Consider the following 18830-nt stretch of genomic DNA (forward strand, 5'->3'; position numbering starts at 1 on the left):
ATGTACATTTGTAAATTAATATTAATATTAAAGCTGTGAAAGCGAAATTTTTAACATATATACTGATGGCCTTTTCTATAGGTCTCTTTATGCTGTCTTGTGATGGGGACGAAAACCCACCTACAAGCACCATAGAAGGGCATTGGATATATGTTAAAAATTTCGCTTTCACAGCTTTAATATTAATATTAATTTACAAATGTACATATATTAAACGTAAAAATAGCTAAAATGTTGCGTCTTTTTCGATAAAAAATCGGACAAAAAGATTTATCCGATTTCTTAACACCAAACTTATTATCTATTATCATTCAGTAGGTAATACATCTTTTATATAAGATGTTCTATTATGACTTCAATCAATAGTAAAATTGTAAAAACAACGATTATAACCATATCTGTTTATATTTATATTGAAATCTTTATAAGATCTGTTTAAGGGATATTCTTTTATAACTTTCTTATCACGTGGCGTTTTTATCACAATCTCAAACGTTTCCAAACTCCATGGATTTGAATTTGTATGCCATGTAGGATTAATCGTTAATAAAGAATCAGTCAGGGTGTAATCTAAGTGCAGATCTTCTACTTTTCTTTTGGCTGTCATTTCGTTGTCTGCGAAATTCTTCTTATGTATTTCAATTACATAATTGGTTAATGTTGTATCTACACTGGTTTGTATCGAAGGTAACACACACAGCTTTTTGTTGTCCGAAGATCCGGTATATAAAACAAATGGATTGTTCGGTTGTGATTCTGCGCTTAAATATTCGCTACCCAATTTTACGTATAGGGAATCTGAGGTTGTATTTGCATCTACACTTTCTACGGCTTCCGCAGTGTGACGATGATTTAATCCGAATTTAAATCCGGTATTTCCTAAATAGAAAGAAGCCCCTAACCATAATACAAATCCTATAACAAAACTTATTAATGTCTGAGTTGTAAATGGAGATCTTTTCAAGATTTTAATCATTAGAGATAGCAGCCCCATTAGTGGAATTAAAGATGCTAATAAGAATGCAATCTTTAAATTAATAGAACTTAATCCTAATAGTATAAGATAATTATTCAGACCTAGGATTGTTGTGTCAAAATACAACCAAATAAAGGAACCAATCATCGCAATGATGATGAGAAACAAGATTACAGCTAAAATACCAATAAACACATTCACAAGAATACCTATTGCCGAAGCCAAGGAGCTACCTTTATATTTTCGGGATTGAGTACGGTCTTCTTCAATATTTGAAATAGAAGGATCCGATCCGGTCATTGATAGTTTTTGTTTGAAAGAGTGAGCCGCAGGCATTACTGCCCATAGGATACCATATATCAACACTATCACCATACATGAGGGGCCTTTGTGCATGAAGAATAATAAGAAAAGGAATATTCCCGAGAATATAAGGCGCATGATAGTTGTGTCTATTCTGAAATAGTGGCCCAATCCGCTACACACTCCACCAATAAATTTGTTGTCAGTGTCTCTGTATAGCTTTTTCTTGAACAAATCTTGTGTGTCGTCGGTTGCATAGTCTGATTTACCAAACGATTTCTTTTCAGAATCTTCTTCTCTGTATTCTTCTTGCGGTGCATCGTCAAAATCTTTTGGGCTTCCCATAATTTTTATAATATCCAACGCATCCGCCATAGATACGACCCCATCAGCCGAGCTTACACGCATTTGTAATAATTCGCTCAAACGAAGTTCGATGTCAGATATGATTTCTCCCGATTCTGAATTTTTTTCAAAATGCCTTCTTAAGGCTTTCAGGTAATCGTCGAGGACACGGAATGCATCTTCTTCGAGATTGAAAGCTAAACCTCCTATGCTAACTCTAATTGTTGGTTTCATTGTTATCAGATTTTATTTATTTCTAATATTGTCTATTACTCTTACCAGATCAGTCCAAGCGCCATCTAGTTCTCCTAATACGGCATTTCCTTTTTCTGTGATTGCATAATATTTGCGGGGTGGCCCTTGTGTCGATTCTTCCCATCTGTAAGAGAGTAACCCTTGATTTTTTTGTCGAGTAAGCAGCGGATATAATGTTCCTTCAACCACGATCATCTCCGAATCTTTCAGTTCATTTATTATATCTGATACGTATGCGTCTCCTTTAGATAGAATACTGAGGATACAATATTCTAATATGCCCTTACGCATCTGAGCTTTTATATTGTCTACATTTATAGTTTCCATATTATTCATTTATTTGTGTTGTGATGTAAATCTTCTAATGTTTTCGGCTGTCGGAGCATAACCTCTCAGCTCCAGCTTCTGAGCTACACTTATAGCTCTAGGCATTACAATCCAAAGAACACAGTATACAAGGATGGCTGTACCATACAAGAAAGAAGTAGCTGCAAAAATCACCCTGATGATAGTTACGTCGATGCCAAGGTATAGCGCTAAACCACTACATACACCTGATACCATTTTTTCGTCAATATCTCTATACATGCGTTTATCTCCTCTTGTATATTCTTTATCTGAGCTTTTATAATTTTTATATTCAGTTTCCTGTTCTGACGATTTAGAGTCTACTTCGCCTAAATGGTCTATTACTGTTTGTACTTGTTTCATGTCTACAACTTGATTTGAATATTTTATTTCTTTTTGCAATATCTCAGCTACACGAGCTTCAACATCTTCCATTACTTCACGAGCTTCCTGTTTGTCAGGAATAGTTTCTTCGAATCGTTTCAGATAATCTTTTAATCTGAAATATGCATCGTCTTCCATTGTGAAATTGATGCCTCCTATACTTACTTCAATAACCTTTTTCATATTTTAGACTATTTGTTTTTTTTGTATTCTATTACCTAATATTATCCTATACAATGTTGTTTGTAATGCAAATATATAAATAAATATAAGTACTATGCAATGCATAGTACTTATGGGTAAATTGTGTATTTTGTTTATGTTGTTGATATATAGCTTTTTATGTGTTTTGTGTCATTGAATAATTAACTTTAATTAATTATTTTGTTTGTTCATTATTGAAAAAATGATATATGAATAATAAAGAAAGCCGTGTTAGTGAGATACTATATATCTTACTCACACGGGTTAAAGAGTTGGGTATGTCAGCGAAAATAGGAGACAGGTCCAGTTTTATCTTCAACTTAATTTATACTACTATTTTCATCTTTTAATTATGATTAGAATCCTCGTCTGCTATTTGGTCTGATTTATTATCATCATTGTACCAATTTACTCTTCTCAATACAAACATTACGATAGCTAATGCTATAAACAGCCCAATAGCTCCGAATAGCAAAGAGAGGTTTTCTAACTGTAATACTATATACAGATAGGTATATAGTCCCGCAAGGAATAGCCCCATCATACCTGCCTGTTTGGTGCTGCGAAACATTGTTATTGAATATAAGGAAATGAGGATAGTGGTTGCAGAACTCGAGATCAGATATGATAAGCCAAAACTGAGGTGCTCCGATATCCCAAGTAATAGTACATAGAATATAACGAGCCCACTGCTTACCAATAAATATTGTACGGGGTGAATCCTTTTTCGGCTAAGAAGTTCAACTAAGAAAAACACAACAAAAGTGAATACTATAAACATGATTGCATATTTTACCGAACGCATTGTCATCTGGTATTTATCAACCGGGAATTTCATATCTAAACCTAAGGCAGATGATTTTAATACGTCATTATCGCCAATCCACATTTGTACATAATTGCGATTGTAATCGAATATATTCCACTTAGCATCAAAGCCGTCTTTATTCACGGTGCGTTCTGTCGGTAAGAAGTTGCCATCAAAAGATACAGTATTCCATGGTGATTTTAGGTGTATTGTACTTTCCTTTCCCACAGGGTTGAAGTATAATCCTTCGCTTCCATTAAGAGCCAGTTCGAAATTGAAATCGTAATTGTTGATAGCGGGATCTAAAGGTGTTTCAACTGTCACTCCCGAACTTACAAAAGAATTGATCTTAATGCCCGGTTGAACGATCTGTGGCTTTCCATTTACATTAAATACAATTTTATTCTTAATCCCTTGCAGATACGTAATACCAATCAGGACGAAAGCTTTATCCCACATTCCTTGCTCGGGTTTTATGTTTAACTTAGCATAGTCCGGTAGAGAGAATGTTCCACTTACATGCAAATTAGACTGATATAGTAATGTCTTGAAGAGTGTGCGAGAGCGTTCTTCTGTTTTTATATTTCCTTCAACATTGAAGCTGTCGGGAAGGAAATAAGCATAATTGGTAATTACATTTTGATTTTTATCAGTTCCACTCTGTACAGGGAGTACCAATACAGGACCAGATATAGTTTGAATCCCACTCCATTTCTGGCTTATTTCGTCTTGAACTGCTTTCTGATTCCCTTCGCGTTCTTCAACGAGTGATCTTATCAGATTGATCGGTAATAGCATAACGGCAATTAAAACTGTAACAACAATGACTTTTACAAAGATCATGTTCACTCCGATATCGAATTTTGTTTTCATAAATAATTAAATTAATAACATGTTTAAAAGTTCTTTGAAATTCAAAGTTTGTAAATAAAAAAAATTACGACAGAGGATTAAGTAATCGCTCGAGAGCGTCTATATGTTCTTTAAAGAGTTTCTTTCCCAGAGGTGTCACCTTGTAAGATGTATTGGGCTTCCTTCCCAAAAATTGTTTTCTTACTTCAATTACTTCCTCTTTTTCTAAAGCCTTCAAGTGACTGGCCAGATTTCCGTCGGTAACGTCAAGCAGCTCTTTCATTGTATTGAAGTCTACACTGTCATTTACCATTAGCACCGACATTATACCTAAGCGGATACGGCTGTCGAAGATTTTATTCAATCCTGATATAATATCTTTCATAATCAACCGTTTTTCTCTGATTTTACATCATATTTGTAATGAATTAGTATACCATATACAATATGTAAAACACCAAAACCTATTCCCCAAAATATAAGATCGTAGCCTACAGTTATAGCTGCAGCCAATCCCAATATTATTTCGCATGCTCCTAATACCTTTACATCACGGAATGTGCGAGAACCGGCAGCTATGAGCCCTAGTCCGTAAAAGATGAGCATGCACGGTGCTACCATAAAGTAAACATCTTTGTAAATAAGGATAATGGATAATAGACCTCCTGATACTAATGGCACGCTAAAATCTTTAGCTATCTCTAATGTTACAGGCATCCAAAGTTTTGAATTTCTTTTTTTAGCCTTGCCGGCTGAGAAATATAATCCCACTGCAACAGCACTAATAAGTACAACCGTGGCAATTAAAATAAGATCATATAGAAGATTCCCTGTAAAAGTAAATTCGCCTATCAATACAAAATAAGCCGATATAGCACCCAATATAGCAAATGTACCTGCCATAACACCAGACATACCGCTGATCGATAAGAATTTGCTCGAACGTTCCATCATGGAACGTATGTGTTTTATATCATCTAAATTTGTATCCATAATATTTACTTTGAAATACAAAGTAATATGATATATTTTGATTGTGCAACAAAATAACCGAAATTTTTTATAGAGACCGAGAATGAAACCCCCCCTGCTTAGCATCTTGTATAAGCAGGGGGGTAAGTTTTAATTATCTCTAAACGAGTTCTCTATGTTAGGCGTTTAAAAACACTTCTCTTTCCTTCAAAACTTTTATCATATCAGCAGTCATTTTCTCCAGATCATATTCAGGACGCCATCCCCATTCGTGACGGGCGCAAGTGTCGTCAAGTGAGTTTGGCCATGAATCTGCTATAGCTTGTTTTAGAGGGTCTACTTCGTATTCCATTACGAAGCTAGGATAATGTTTTTTTATTGCTGTATAGATCATTTCCGGGTCGAAGCTCATAGATGCAATATTAAACGAGTTTCGGTGGATAAGTTTTGCAGGGTCGGCTTCCATTATATTTATTGCTGCATTTAGGGCATCGGGCATATACATCATATCCATAAATGTTCCCGGCTTCAGAGGACATATAAATTTTTCCTCTCTTACTGCATTGTAATATATCTCAACGGCATAATCGGTTGTACCTCCACCGGGATGAGTAAGGTTGGATATAATACCCGGAAAACGTACCGAGCGAGTGTCTACTCCCCATCTGGTATAATAATAGTCGCTAAGCAGTTCACCCATTACTTTTGTAATTCCATACACTGTATTCGGACGTTGGATAGTGTCTTGAGGTGTCTTGTCTTTTGGTGTGTTAGGACCGAAAGCACCTATAGAACTGGGAGTAAAAACGGCACAACCAAACTCGCGTGCTACATCGAGGCAATTCATCAAGCTATTTACTCCGACATCCCACCCTAACTTAGGATTTTTTTCGGCTGTAGCTGATAATATTGCTGCCAGATTGTAAATAGTATCAATTTTGTATTTTTTTACTGCGTCAGCTATTTGCTGTTTGTCTGTAGCATCTATTTCTACAGTAGGGCCCGATTCGAAAAAGTTTTCAGGAAAAGGAGGTTTGTAATATCCGCAGATAACATTACTCTCTCCATAAATAGAGCGTAATTTAATACTTAATTCCGAGCCTATCTGGCCCGTACTGCCTACGATAAGAATGTTTTTCATAAAAGAAAAATCTGATTGTAAAAGGGTGATTGTTTAGTTGTATCTTGTTTCAATATTCCACTTACTTAATAACGCCCAGTTCTTTTCCTACCTTCGTAAATGCGGCGATACATTTATCGAGATGTTCTTTTTCGTGTCCTGCTGATATTTGCACACGGATACGAGCTAAATCTTTAGGTACAACAGGATAGTAGAAGCCTGTAACATAAATACCTTCGTCTAATAATTTTGCAGCCATATCCTGCGATAGTTTTGCATCATAGAGCATTACGGCACAGATAGAAGACTGAGTAGGTTTGATGTCAAACCCTGCTGCTTTCATTTTTTCTACAAAGTAGTCGGTGTTGGCATGCAGCTTGTCTTGCAACTCATTTGTGCGATCCATCATTTCAAACATTTTAATACCTGCTGCAGCTATAGCCGGAGGAATAGAGTTTGAAAATAAATAAGGGCGGGAACGTTGGCGCAACATGTCGATGATTTCTTTCTTTCCTGTAGTAAAACCGCCAATAGCTCCACCGAAGGATTTGCCAAGCGTGCCTGTAATGATTTCTACTTTCCCACGAAGATTAAACAGTTCGGTTGTTCCGCGTCCTGTTTTGCCCACCACTCCGGCAGAGTGCGATTCGTCGATCATAATCATTGCATCATACTTTTGTGCCAGCTCATATATTTTATCCATCGGAGCCACATTGCCATCCATTGAGAAAACTCCATCGGTCACTATTATTCGAAAACGTTGGGCTTGGGCTGCTTGCAATTGTTTTTCCAGATCAGCCATATCTGCGTTTGCATAACGATACCGTACAGCCTTACATAAACGTACTCCATCTATTATTGAAGCGTGGTTTAAAGAATCGGATATAATTGCATCTTGTTCGTTCAAAAGGGGTTCGAACACTCCGCCGTTGGCATCGAAGCAAGCTGCATATAAAATTGAATCTTCTGTGCCGAAGAATTTAGTAATAGCTGCTTCCAATTGTTTGTGCAGGTCTTGTGTTCCGCAAATAAACCGCACGGAAGAAACGCCAAATCCACGTTCGTCCATAGCATCTTTGGCTGCTTGTATAAGTTCCTTATTGTTAGATAATCCCAGATAATTATTTGCGCAGAAATTAAGGACTTCTTGTCCGGTATTTACTTTGATTGCAGCACCCTGAGGTGATACAATTATGCGTTCGTTCTTATATAATCCTGCTGACTGAATGTCAGCTAATTCGTTTTGTAGGTGCTTTTGAAAACCAGAATAAGTGCTCATGATAATTATATTTTTGAAACAAAGGTAATAAAATGCTACTAACTAAAAGTGTCATAATGTTTAAAAATAGTGTCCTCAATGTCATTATTAGTATCTCTATCTTATCCTTTAACTCAGTAGAGCGCACTTCTGTTTGAGATTGTAGGCGTGATAAGCAAAAAGAGGGCTTATTGTACAATATATCCAATTTAAACTTTCAGCGAAAAAAAGATTATTGGTATCTTTACAAATCAATATAAAAGATGAGATTTTTATTATGAAAAAAGTTATTTTGTTATTCGTATTACTAAGTGTTTGTTTTATCCATACATACTCTCAGAACCAACTTCTTGTATTGGATAATTATACTATCCCGCTAAATAATAAGGGTGCTGTTGTAGGAAAAGTCATTTCAACAGGAAATGAAAAAATTACATTAAAAGATCCTTCCGGGTTATTTGAAATCGATAAAGAAAAAAATATAAAGCTAAAAAAAGGAAAACAGCTAACTGCAAATTCGCCTATATCTTATAAGATAATATTAAAAGAAGGAAAGAACGAAAAATCATTTGAGTTGGTAAAAGATGAGTTTTTGCATAACAAAGTGATTGCTCACAGAGGAGCTTGGAAAGATCGTGATTTTAGCCATAATTCGATGAGTTCATTGAAGCATGCCGTAGAAATAGGTTGTGAAGGTTCAGAGCTGGATGTATGGATGTAATCAGACGATGTTGTTGTACTCTCACACGATCCTTCGATAGGAGGGAAGGATGTTGAATCAACTACAGCTGCAGAATTGTCTGCTGTAGCATTGAAGAATGGAGATTTTGTACCAACTCTAGAAGAGTATATCAACTATATAAAAACACAAAATAAAACAAAACTAATCATAGAAATAAAAGGAACAAATAAAGGAAAGGCTATCGCCGACTCTGTTGTGCATTTAGTACATCGGATGAAAGCTCAGGCATGGGTAGATTATATATCTTTCGGTATGCAATATCTTACTCGAGTTAAAGAATTAGATCCTGCAGCAAAAGTACTTTATTTAGGATCGGATAAAAGCTTGGAAGAGTTAAAAGCAGCAAATATAGATGGAATTGATTTCCATTATTCATTATTTCAAAAAGATTCCAAATTAGCTGATGAGGCGAAGTCAATGGGTTTGCTTACTAATGCTTGGACGGTGAATAAAGAAGAAGATATGCAAACAATGCTGAAATTAAAACTGGATTTCATCACAACCGATGAGCCGGAATTGCTTCTTAGATTATTAGAAAAATAAAGGAAAAAAGCATATTGATTAGAAACGCTGAAAATATTTTCAGCGTTTTTTTTTATGAAAAATCAAACTGATAATTCTCTACTAAATAAAGAGTATTGAATATTAATCGTTAATTCTAGAAATTATGAGTAACCGATCATCTGTATTCGCTGTATGTCTAATTGGACTTATTATATCTATTCCTCTATATCACTTCAAAAGTAAATCTCTAAGAAGCCAAGGTCTGACTTCCGTTGAAGAAACTCCTGTTAAGTTTCAATCATTGACTGTTGATAGTTCAGTCTATCCCACTATAGAAAGCGTTTTACAAAGAGCTGAATCTGAATTGAAGGTAATATATGGAGCAGAAATAGTCGATGCCGAAAAACCGTTATTGGTAAGTCTTGAAAATAATATATGGACAGTTGTCGGCTCATCAAAAGATGGAGGAAAAGGTGGTGTTTCAGAAATTAAAATAAATAAAATAACAGGAAAGATAGTCCACCTTTCTCATGGGAAGTAACTTTCTGGATATGGCTCTTTCCCTTAGCCTTGACCTAATTGGGTGATGAAAATAGAATGTCTTCTCTGTCCTCATTCCTTGCAATCAGGGGGAATTTATATATCTTTTTAATTTTTCTTTTTCTCTTTTTGAATGTATGAGAATGAAGTTATATAATTCTCAAATGTTTTGTTATACTTTGTTGTTCCAGACATCACGATTTGAGAAACAAGGTTGTTTTCGTCAAAAGTATAATTGTATTTTATATCAGCATACTTTCTTTCCCCTTCCATTTGGATAATTTCTGCTTGGATAATATTGTTTTTATTTTTTGTCCCCATATGCTCCGACAGAAACGGAAGGCTTGCCATTAGCCAACATGTACTTGCCATATTGAACGTATTGCGTGGCATTTCATAGCAATAGTCCGATGGTGCTGCGTATTCCTTATCATCGTATGTATACACAAACCTGTATCCTTTAGATGTTGTGATCTCTGTTATATTTCCATCCTTAATAGTGTAGTTTTCCGTATAATTCAAAGATGAGGTAACGCCTGTCTTATCATAATGATCAAGCTGTTTGATATATCCCCCATCGTCATAAATAAATGTGGTAGAGTCGTTGATAGCTACCTGCTTTGAGACCTTTCCGTTTGATGTTCTTTCTGTGTATCTTACATGTAAAGCATATTCAGCTTGCTTTTTATCATTACGAAAGACTAACAAGCTATCATAATATATTGTAGACTCGCTTTGTTTTATTAATCTGGAATATGATATTTTTCTGTCGCTTATATAGTCTACTACTATTGCAGAATCTTTGATGTTAGAACTTTGTATCGTTTTCATCAAATCATTATCTGTATATGTAAATTCCTGACTATAACGAAAAGAAAAACCCGGATTATCTTCAGGGTAAGTAACTGTTTTTAATAACCAATAATATTCAGGTATTTCGGGCTCAGGTTCAGGATCTTCTTGCGGAGGATGATATAATCTTATTGATTCATCCGAGCAGGATAAGCATATGATAATAAGTATTATACTAGATATTACATAAGAGGAGAATTTCATTTTCTTAGTTTTGTTTAGGCTTTACTATTAGACACACAAAGATAATAAATATAATATTAAAAAGTAATCTAATTTGTTAAAGGTATGATATGAAATATTTCAAAAATCAGATTTATGAAGAGACACAAACTCATTCTATAATTTGTACATTTGTAGTATATAAAAACACTAAAATTAAAGATATGAAGTTCAGGTCAGTTATTCTATTGCTCAATTTGATTGTTGCAGTCACTTTGTTTGGGCAGAAAAAAGAGAGCTTATTACAGGCATATACCACCCCTCCGGTAACAATCGTAAACCCACTAAAGATTGATAGTGTAAACTTGAAAGGAGAAAAGTTTTCTGAATCAGATTTGCTAAAAATGTCGATTTCAATACCAGAGCAGTCTGCTTTTGTAAGGCCACTGAAAGCCGATAGTGATGGTTTTTTATATCCCGAAAAACCACAGGATGGAGCCTTCTCTTTGCAATTGATATCATTTTATATTACTTCAGATAGATATGCGAAGGGAACATTGAGGGTGACTAGTCCTAATATGTTGGAGATATACATTGACGGAAAGCTGGCTGCTTCAAAAACAACAAAAGAAAAAACTTTTCGGTCTGACAAAAAAGATATAACAGCTTCAATAAATCCTTATCCATTACAAAATCGCGTCGTAATAAAACTCTTGGCTTCGGCTAAAGATGAAGTACCCCCTACTTTGAAAATTGAAATAGAAAACGAAAAAACTGATTCTGTCTCTAATTTTACAATGTCAAATACTGTAAACCGAAATGTAAACTTCTCAGACATGCTTCTGGGGAAACGAGTGATAAATGTAAGCTTATCAGCAGGAGGACAATATGCCTTGCTCTCTTATAGAGAAACATTTGGAGAAAAGAGTGTTACAACGACTGAGCTATACAACCTAAAGACTCGTAGTAGTCTCTTGATTGATACCGACGGTCGTAAAAGCCAGCTCGCCTGGATGCCCAAGAGCGAGAAAATGTTTTATGTTTCTAAAGATGACTCAGGCTCAGAGCTGAGGGCAATAGATCCTGCAACATTGCAGGAAGCTGTTCTCGCAAAGAACATACCGGATGAAAGTATCATGTTTTCGCCTGATGAGAAAACTCTATTCTATACCAAGCTTGAGAAAGAAGCTGAAAATAAAAGTGATCTGAAGCTTTTAAGGTCACCGGAAGATCGTCAATCCGGTTATGGAAACAGGTCTTTTATATATAAATATGATTTGGCCACAGGGCTAAGTCAACAATTGACATTTGGCTCTCATTCTACAGTGCTGAATGACATAAGTGCAGATTCGAAACAATTATTGATTTCAATATCAGAAGAGACTATTACCAGTAGGCCCTTCAGTACAAATTCTATGTATAAACTGGATTTATCAACTATGACAGTTGATACTCTATGGACAAAAGACAGCTTTGCATATAGCGCATCGTTTTCTCCCGATGGGAAGAAAGTCCTTGTTGCCGGAGCCGGAGAGGCTTTTAATGGAATAGGGTTGAATATTGAGGAAGGGCAGGTTGCGAATAGTTATAATACTTTGGCTTTCATTATGGATTTAGAAACGAAAAAGATAGATCCGATAACTAAAGATTTTAACCCAAGTATTGATGCCTATTTTTGGAATAAAAAAGATAACCTTATATACTTTCGCACAACAGACAAAGACTGTGTGAATATGTATACTTATAACCTTTCGACTAAAGTATTTTCGAAACTCCCTTTAGACGAAGAAGTTATTCGTACATTTAGCACTGCGGGCAATGCTCTTGTAGGTATTTACGCCGGTGTTAGCGTATCTAACTCTACCAGGGGTTATATCTATGATCTTAAGACTCAGAAGTCGATTCGGATAGCCGACCCTTATGAAGAGAGATTATCTCAAATGACATTAGGTAAGGTTGAGGGTTGGAATTTTACAAATTCAGCCGGAACAGAGATTACAGGAATGTTCTACTTGCCGCCGAATTTTGATCCTACGAAAAAATATCCAATGATTGTTTATTATTATGGTGGTACTATGCCTACATCCCGTACATTCGAAGGACCATATCCCGGTCATGTGTTTGCTTCACAGGGATACGTTGTTTATGTTGTGCAGCCAAGTGGTGCTACCGGCTTTGGACAGAAGTTTTCGGCTCTTCATGTTAATGCTTGGGGGAAGCGTACTGCTGAAGATATAATAGAGGGAACGAAGCAGTTTGTGAAAGAACATCCGTTTGTAAATGATAAGAAGATTGGCTGTATCGGAGCTTCGTATGGCGGTTTTATGACTATGTACCTTCAAACTCAAACTGACATGTTTGCTGCTGCTGTTTCGCATGCAGGAATCAGTTCTATCAGTAGTTATTGGGGTGAAGGATATTGGGGCTATACATATAGTTCGGGGGCTAGTGCCAATAGTTATCCTTGGAATAATCCGGACTTATATGTTAAACAGAGTCCTTTGTTTAGTGCAGATAAAATAAAAACACCTCTTTTGTTGACACACGGAACTGTTGATACGAATGTTCCTATTGGTGAAAGTATTCAAATGTATACGGCTCTCAAGATACTCGGAAAACCGGTTGAATTTATTCAGGTAAAAGATGAAAATCATGGAGTAGCAAATTATAAAAGACGGGTGGAATGGAATAATTCTATAATGGCTTGGTTTAGCAAATGGCTTAAGGAGGATACTGCTTGGTGGAATGCCTTATACCCGGATAAGTAAGTGTAAGTTTAGAAGGATATTAAGGAGGATATTGATGAAAATTCAGTATCCTTTTTTATTTTATTAAAAAGAGGCTTACTGTTTTACTTGGTTTAGAAATGTATTAAAGGAATACAATTATGTAACTTTACCTTTCGGTATGTCATAATAAAGCTATAACATTATGAAAAATGGAGTGATGATGCAATACTTCGAATGGAATTTACCAAATGACGGTAAACTGTGGAAGCAACTTTGTGCAGATGCCGGGCATCTACATGAAATTGGTATTACTGCTGTTTGGATACCTCCAGCATACAAAGCTGATGAGCAACAAGATGAGGGTTATGCGACGTATGATCTCTTTGATTTGGGAGAGTTCTATCAAAATAATACGGTAAGGACAAAATATGGAACGAAGGAAGAGTTGAAGTCTATGATTTCCGAACTGCATAAATATAATATTTCAGTATACCTTGATGCTGTGATGAATCATAAGGCGGAGGGAGATTATACTGAAAAGTTTATAGTTAGAGAGGTAGACCCTGAAGAGAGGAATCGTGATATCTCTGATGAGTTTGAAATACAGTCTTGGACGGGGTATGATTTTCTTGGACGTGCAGATAAATATTCTAGTTTCAAGTGGCATTGGTATCACTTTTCGGGTGTAGGGTTCGATGATATAAAAAGGAGAAGTGGTATTTTTCGCATTATAGGAGACAATAAGAATTGGAGTAGAGGGGTAGATTTAGAACACGGGAATTATGATTTTTTGATGTACAACGATATCGATTTGAATCATCCCGCAGTCATTACCGAACTCAACCGTTGGGGAGTATGGGTAGCTAACGAACTGAATCTTGATGGGATGCGTTTGGATGCTATTAAACACATGGATGATAAGTTTATCAAACAGTTTATCCAGTGGGTTAGAATGAACAGAGGCGAAGATTTCTATGCTGTAGGCGAATATTGGAGTGGCAATGTAGATACTTTAAATAACTATTTGGAAGCAGTGGATAAGAGCATCGATCTTTTTGATGTGCCTTTACACTATAATCTGTACGATGCTTCCAGAAAGAAAAAAGAGTATGATATGAGAAATTTATTGAAAGACTCTTTGTCGATTATGCATCCTGAGTTAGGTGTGACTTTTGTTGATAATCACGATTCACAGAAAGGAAGTTCGTTAGAGTCTGAAGTTGAAGATTGGTTCAAGCCATCTGCATACGCCTTGATATTATTAATGAAAGATGGGTATCCATGTATTTTTTATGGAGACTATTATGGTGTGAATGGTAAAATACCCAATCATCGAAAAAAGATAGATATACTACTAAAAACGAGACATAAATACGCATACGGTCATCAAGTTGATTATTTCGATCATGTAGCTATTGTTGGTTTTGTGAGACTGGGTGATACAGATCATTTAGATTCAGGTCTGGCTTTACTTATATCCAATGGCGAGAGTGGACGTAAAATGATGAATGTTGGTATTCACCGAAGTGGTGAAGTTTGGTATGATTTGACCGGGAATGTAGAATATGATATAACTATAGATACCTATGGTTATGGAGAGTTTGCTGTTAAAGAGGATCGTTTTTCCGTGTGGGTAAAAAAGCCGAACGGCTGTAAAAAATATTAATACCTCATCTTTTACAGCCGTCAATTATACTATATTTTAATTACTTAAATAGTAATGGTAAAAATTGAGACAAGTATACACGCCAGTTACTCCATGTGTGTCCTCCTTCAGATTCTACATAAGTGTATTTAGCACCCATATTATCAAGCTTGGCTCTGAATGCTTCTACATCTTTGTATAAAAAGTCGGTCTTTCCTATTCCTATCCAATAAAGTTTATGAAGATATTGATGGAACACTATCAGGACAAATAAATAATGGCTATAAACTTTTGAATTCTTATTCGGAGGATTTATCGCAGGAGAAAATAAGCCTATGTAGTCGAATGTGTTTGGATAATATCGTGAGATATGCAGCGAGTGGTATCCTCCCATAGATAAACCAGCTATAGCACGCTCCGAACGGTCTGTGTAGACCCGGTAATTGCTTTCTATAAATTTTATTATATCCGGGAATGTTTCTTCCATCTTTCCATCCATCGTTTGAGGTAACTGGAATACGGGTTTGTAGAATCCCAGACTGGATTCTCCGGGAGCAGCCTCTTGAGATACATTTCCATTCGACATCACGATAAGCATAGGTTTAGCCTTGCCTTGAGCAATAAGATTATCTACGATCTGTGAAGTTCGTCCCAGAGCCATCCATGCTTCTTCATCTCCACCCATTCCATGCAGTAGATATAAAACCGGGTATTTCTCTTTTCCTGTTTCATATCCCGGAGGAGTATAGATGGTAATACGGCGTGTTTTATTATTGCCGGGAGAGTCGTACCAGCGACGAGTAACCGAACCATGAGGTACGTTTTGCACTTTATACAGATCTCCGTTGCCGTTACCTACTATAAATATATTAGATACCGTAGCTACATCTCTGTTGAGATATACATTATTAGGGTCTTTTGTTTCTACTCCGTTTACAAAGAATGAATAGCTATAAAGATCAGAAGGTAAAGCTTCTGTCGTGTAAGACCAAAGCCCTTTTGCGTCTTTAGTAAGGCTTACCATTCCCGGCTTCCAATTATCTCGAGGAATCCAGTCTCCGGTGATTTCTACCGTGTTTGCATTCGGAGCATATAGACGGAATGTAACAGTGTTGTTACTGTGTACTTCCGGGGAAATAATGTCCGAACCCTCACCTAATGCCTGTTGTGCATGGATATATACCATTGATATGATTAAAGTAATGGTAAATAAAAAAGTTCTTTTCATGTTTATAAATTTAGGTTTCATCATCTTTATAATCGTCAATAGTCATTGCAGTGTCTTTTTCATCTAAATACTCTCTTTTGAAAATATCAATGCAAAGGATAAATACTGAAAGCAACAATGGTCCGAATATTACACCCCAAAAACCAAATAATGTAAGACCGATTATAACACCGAATACAGTTATTAATGGATGCGTATCTGCCATTTTCTTTTGTAATATAAAACGGATCAGATTGTCGGAGTTGGATATTACGATCAGAGCGTATATAGCTAAGCCAATGGCATTAAACCAATCGCCGGTTAGTGCTAAATAGACAGCCAGCGGGAACCATATCAGTGATGTGCCAATTAATGGTATAATCGTAGCAAAACATGTGAGGAATCCGAACAGAATAGGGCTGGGCGCATCAAATATAATGTATCCGATTGTGGCAACAACACCTTGTATTATAGCTAATAGAGGTATTCCGATAGCATTTGATGTTACCATCATTTTCACAGAATGTATAACACTCTTTTTATTATCATCATCGAAAGGAAGGAGTGAGAAAAGATATTTCTCCATTCGTTCACCACCGATTAACATAAAATAAAGCACAAAGACAAGTACCAGAGAATTGATGATAAAACTGCTGACACTATCTAGTAATATCTGACCTATTTTAGGTAAATAAGATGCTGCGCTTATTAAGTTTTCTGAACTAAGTACATTGTAACCTGTCTTTTGTTGGATTAACTCATTGAAATGTTGTATTCCAGATAAGTAAGACGACGGGTCAAGATTTATATTGTTAAGTTCCCCGACTAATAACCATACTGCTACAGAAATGGGGATAAGAAAACATAATATGGCCTCGATAACAATAAGAATAGCAGATAAAGCCCGTCCCCAATTCTTTTTCTGCGTAAGGTATCTCATTTGCCCTCTTACCATAACATAGATAGTGGATGCTCCCAGTACTCCACTCATAAATGGTGCAAGTTCTCGGAACAGAACAACGGCTATGAAAAGAATAAGTATTATAAGAGAATACTTCCAGTACTGAGCTTTAATGTTTTCCATCTGTTCAGGTGTAATTATTAATCTACAAATCTATAAAATAATTATACAGCATTGAATCTTATAAATCAAAAAATATTTTTAATCAAATCCTAGTCTTGTATTATTTCTGAATTCAAAATATCCGATAACCTAAAGTTAAAAACAAAGCACTGTTATATGACGAAGCACTCCCTCTGGAGTAATTAATCAAACCATGTTCGTAACCAAAGTTCAGTAATATACGTTTACATTCTACTCCTGCAGATCCGGCTAATCCCATGTCGAAGCGTTTCAGTGTTTCGCTAGAAAAAGTGTCATATTCGTACTCTGAATATTCGGTATAAGTACCATTCGATAATTCTCTATCGCCCGGTAGAGCCATTTTTAGGGCTTCTTTTGCTTTATATTTTCCACCAATACCGTAGCCAAGATATGAGCCAAAAGCAAAATTAAGGCGTACCTCCCTTGACACATTAAGTCTGTAGCCTGCTTTAATGGGCAAGACAAGATATGAAGCTCTCACCTTTTCTTCTGCCATATAAAAATCAGGAGAATAGCCATCTCCGTTAATGTCTCCGACTGCCATTGAATTCGAATTTGCTCCTTTCATAGCAAAATCCAATCCTGTTTGCAAAAATAAATTATTAGGGAGATTCATTTCCAGACCTACACCTCCACGGAATCCATATTTTGAATCGGTGGAACTACCCTTTACCCGCATATCGGAAAGACTTCCTCCGGCATTGATAGTAAAAGAGAATGGAGAGCTTTGTGCCGCAATATAATTCCCTACTAAAAGTAGTATTGCAAGTAATAAAAGTTTAATAGATTTCATATTCGTTATTTAGAGTTAAGTTCTGTTTTGTATCTTACATAAGCAAAGCATTTACTGTCTTGCGACCAAGAATTGACATTGAATGTTCCTTGACCTCCAAAAAGTTTTATTAATGTCTGAGGTTTGCCTCCTGTAGCCGGCATTATGCGAATCTCTACATTTTTGTAGCGTAGATGCTCATGAGGTTCAAGATCACCTTTTTTGTATGCTATATAAACTACATGTTTGCCATCGGGTGAGATATGAGGAAACCATGAGTTGCGATCTTCATCAAAAGTCATTTGAGTCTGTTCCGAACCGTCTGTTTTCATTCTCCATAGTTGCATCAATCCGGTGCGTACTGAGTTGAACCAGATGTATTTACCATCGGGGGTGTATTCCGGCCCGTCATTCAATCCTTCTGAGAAAGTAAGACGAGTCTCATTCATTCCATCTATATTTATAGTATATACATCCATTTCTCCGTTTCGGTTTGCACAATATGTCAGTGATTTTCCATCAGGACTCCACCCGTGCAGATAACTCGGAGCTGATGGCGTCACTTGTCTGGGAGTACCACCTTCAGCGGGGAGTATAAAAATAGTAGGTCTCCCTTGAGGTAATGAACGATGGCTTACTGCAAGCCACTTTCCATTGGGAGAAAGTAAATGGTCATTATTACATTGGTTTGCAAAGCCGGTATCTATTAATTGCGGTTCGCCTCCCGATGCAGATAGTTTATATATT

General features: G+C 36.2%; 17 protein-coding genes and 1 pseudogene. 5 read left to right on the forward strand and 13 right to left on the reverse strand.

What is annotated here, in order from left to right; genetic code table 11:
- Positions 1 to 355: 355 nt before the first annotated feature.
- From LDB17_RS14065 to kbl, 8 genes are all read right to left on the reverse strand, one after another.
- Complete coding sequence (locus LDB17_RS14065) at positions 356 to 1858, reverse strand: PspC domain-containing protein (protein WP_252636549.1); 1503 nt, start codon at positions 1856 to 1858, stop codon at positions 356 to 358.
- 12 nt (positions 1859 to 1870) lie between these two features.
- A complete protein-coding gene (locus LDB17_RS14070) occupies positions 1871 to 2206 on the reverse strand; it encodes a PadR family transcriptional regulator (protein WP_006842604.1) in 336 nt (111 codons plus the stop codon).
- A gap of 9 nt (positions 2207 to 2215) precedes the next feature.
- The gene (locus LDB17_RS14075; RefSeq protein ID WP_252636548.1) at positions 2216 to 2794 is read right to left on the reverse strand and encodes a PspC domain-containing protein; all 579 of its coding nucleotides are present in this window, start codon (positions 2792 to 2794) and stop codon (positions 2216 to 2218) included.
- Between the two features lie 367 nt (positions 2795 to 3161).
- Positions 3162 to 4496, reverse strand: a complete 1335-nt coding sequence (gene creD / locus LDB17_RS14080) for a cell envelope integrity protein CreD (RefSeq protein WP_252636547.1) — start codon at positions 4494 to 4496, stop codon at positions 3162 to 3164.
- Positions 4497 to 4560: 64 nt separating this feature from the next.
- Positions 4561 to 4860 carry a transcriptional regulator gene (locus LDB17_RS14085; RefSeq protein ID WP_252636546.1) on the reverse strand — a complete coding sequence of 100 codons (300 nt, stop codon included), beginning with the start codon at positions 4858 to 4860 and terminating at the stop codon, positions 4561 to 4563.
- Between the two features lie 2 nt (positions 4861 to 4862).
- Positions 4863 to 5468: a hypothetical protein gene (locus tag LDB17_RS14090; protein ID WP_252636545.1), complete on the reverse strand. Its 606-nt coding sequence runs from the start codon at positions 5466 to 5468 to the stop codon at positions 4863 to 4865.
- 157 nt (positions 5469 to 5625) lie between these two features.
- Positions 5626 to 6588 carry an NAD-dependent epimerase/dehydratase family protein gene (locus LDB17_RS14095; RefSeq protein WP_252636544.1) on the reverse strand — a complete coding sequence of 321 codons (963 nt, stop codon included), beginning with the start codon at positions 6586 to 6588 and terminating at the stop codon, positions 5626 to 5628.
- Positions 6589 to 6649: 61 nt separating this feature from the next.
- The gene (gene kbl, locus LDB17_RS14100) at positions 6650 to 7846 is read right to left on the reverse strand and encodes a glycine C-acetyltransferase (RefSeq protein ID WP_252636543.1); all 1197 of its coding nucleotides are present in this window, start codon (positions 7844 to 7846) and stop codon (positions 6650 to 6652) included.
- A gap of 256 nt (positions 7847 to 8102) precedes the next feature.
- Here kbl and LDB17_RS14105 point away from each other — a divergent pair, with 256 nt between their 5' ends.
- The 3 genes and pseudogenes from LDB17_RS14105 (at position 8103) to LDB17_RS14115 (ending at position 9612) form a co-directional block, all read left to right on the forward strand.
- Positions 8103 to 8546, forward strand: coding sequence for a hypothetical protein (locus tag LDB17_RS14105; protein WP_393925100.1), 444 nt, complete (start codon positions 8103 to 8105; stop codon positions 8544 to 8546).
- A 12-nt stretch (positions 8547 to 8558) separates the two neighbouring features.
- Positions 8559 to 9110: pseudogene (locus LDB17_RS14110) on the forward strand (glycerophosphodiester phosphodiesterase); the annotation flags it as partial.
- 124 nt (positions 9111 to 9234) lie between these two features.
- Complete coding sequence (locus LDB17_RS14115) at positions 9235 to 9612, forward strand: NTF2 fold immunity protein (RefSeq protein WP_252636541.1); 378 nt, start codon at positions 9235 to 9237, stop codon at positions 9610 to 9612.
- 107 nt (positions 9613 to 9719) lie between these two features.
- On the opposite strand, the gene LDB17_RS14120 is transcribed toward LDB17_RS14115, so the two are convergent.
- The gene (locus LDB17_RS14120; RefSeq protein WP_252636540.1) at positions 9720 to 10667 is read right to left on the reverse strand and encodes a hypothetical protein; all 948 of its coding nucleotides are present in this window, start codon (positions 10665 to 10667) and stop codon (positions 9720 to 9722) included.
- A 182-nt stretch (positions 10668 to 10849) separates the two neighbouring features.
- Between LDB17_RS14120 and LDB17_RS14125 the strand changes: the two genes are divergently transcribed.
- A complete protein-coding gene (locus LDB17_RS14125; RefSeq protein WP_252636539.1) occupies positions 10850 to 13393 on the forward strand; it encodes a S9 family peptidase in 2544 nt (847 codons plus the stop codon).
- Between the two features lie 163 nt (positions 13394 to 13556).
- Complete coding sequence (locus tag LDB17_RS14130) at positions 13557 to 15020, forward strand: alpha-amylase (RefSeq protein ID WP_252636538.1); 1464 nt, start codon at positions 13557 to 13559, stop codon at positions 15018 to 15020.
- A gap of 40 nt (positions 15021 to 15060) precedes the next feature.
- Here the strand turns inward: LDB17_RS14130 and LDB17_RS14135 are convergent, their stop codons facing one another.
- The 4 genes from LDB17_RS14135 to LDB17_RS14150 form a co-directional block, all read right to left on the reverse strand.
- A complete protein-coding gene (locus LDB17_RS14135; RefSeq protein WP_393925101.1) occupies positions 15061 to 16227 on the reverse strand; it encodes an esterase in 1167 nt (388 codons plus the stop codon).
- A 10-nt stretch (positions 16228 to 16237) separates the two neighbouring features.
- Positions 16238 to 17290, reverse strand: a complete 1053-nt coding sequence (locus LDB17_RS14140) for an AI-2E family transporter (protein WP_252636536.1) — start codon at positions 17288 to 17290, stop codon at positions 16238 to 16240.
- 112 nt (positions 17291 to 17402) lie between these two features.
- Entirely contained in the window at positions 17403 to 18104 is a 702-nt protein-coding gene (locus tag LDB17_RS14145; RefSeq protein ID WP_252636535.1) for a porin family protein, read from the reverse strand.
- Between the two features lie 5 nt (positions 18105 to 18109).
- A partial coding sequence (locus tag LDB17_RS14150; protein WP_393925102.1) for a TolB family protein occupies positions 18110 to 18830 on the reverse strand: 721 nt, incomplete at its 5' end.

Origin of the sequence: Dysgonomonas sp. Shenzhen-Wh21 (genome assembly GCF_043392705.1) — a bacterium.
Lineage (GTDB): Bacteria > Bacteroidota > Bacteroidia > Bacteroidales > Dysgonomonadaceae > Dysgonomonas.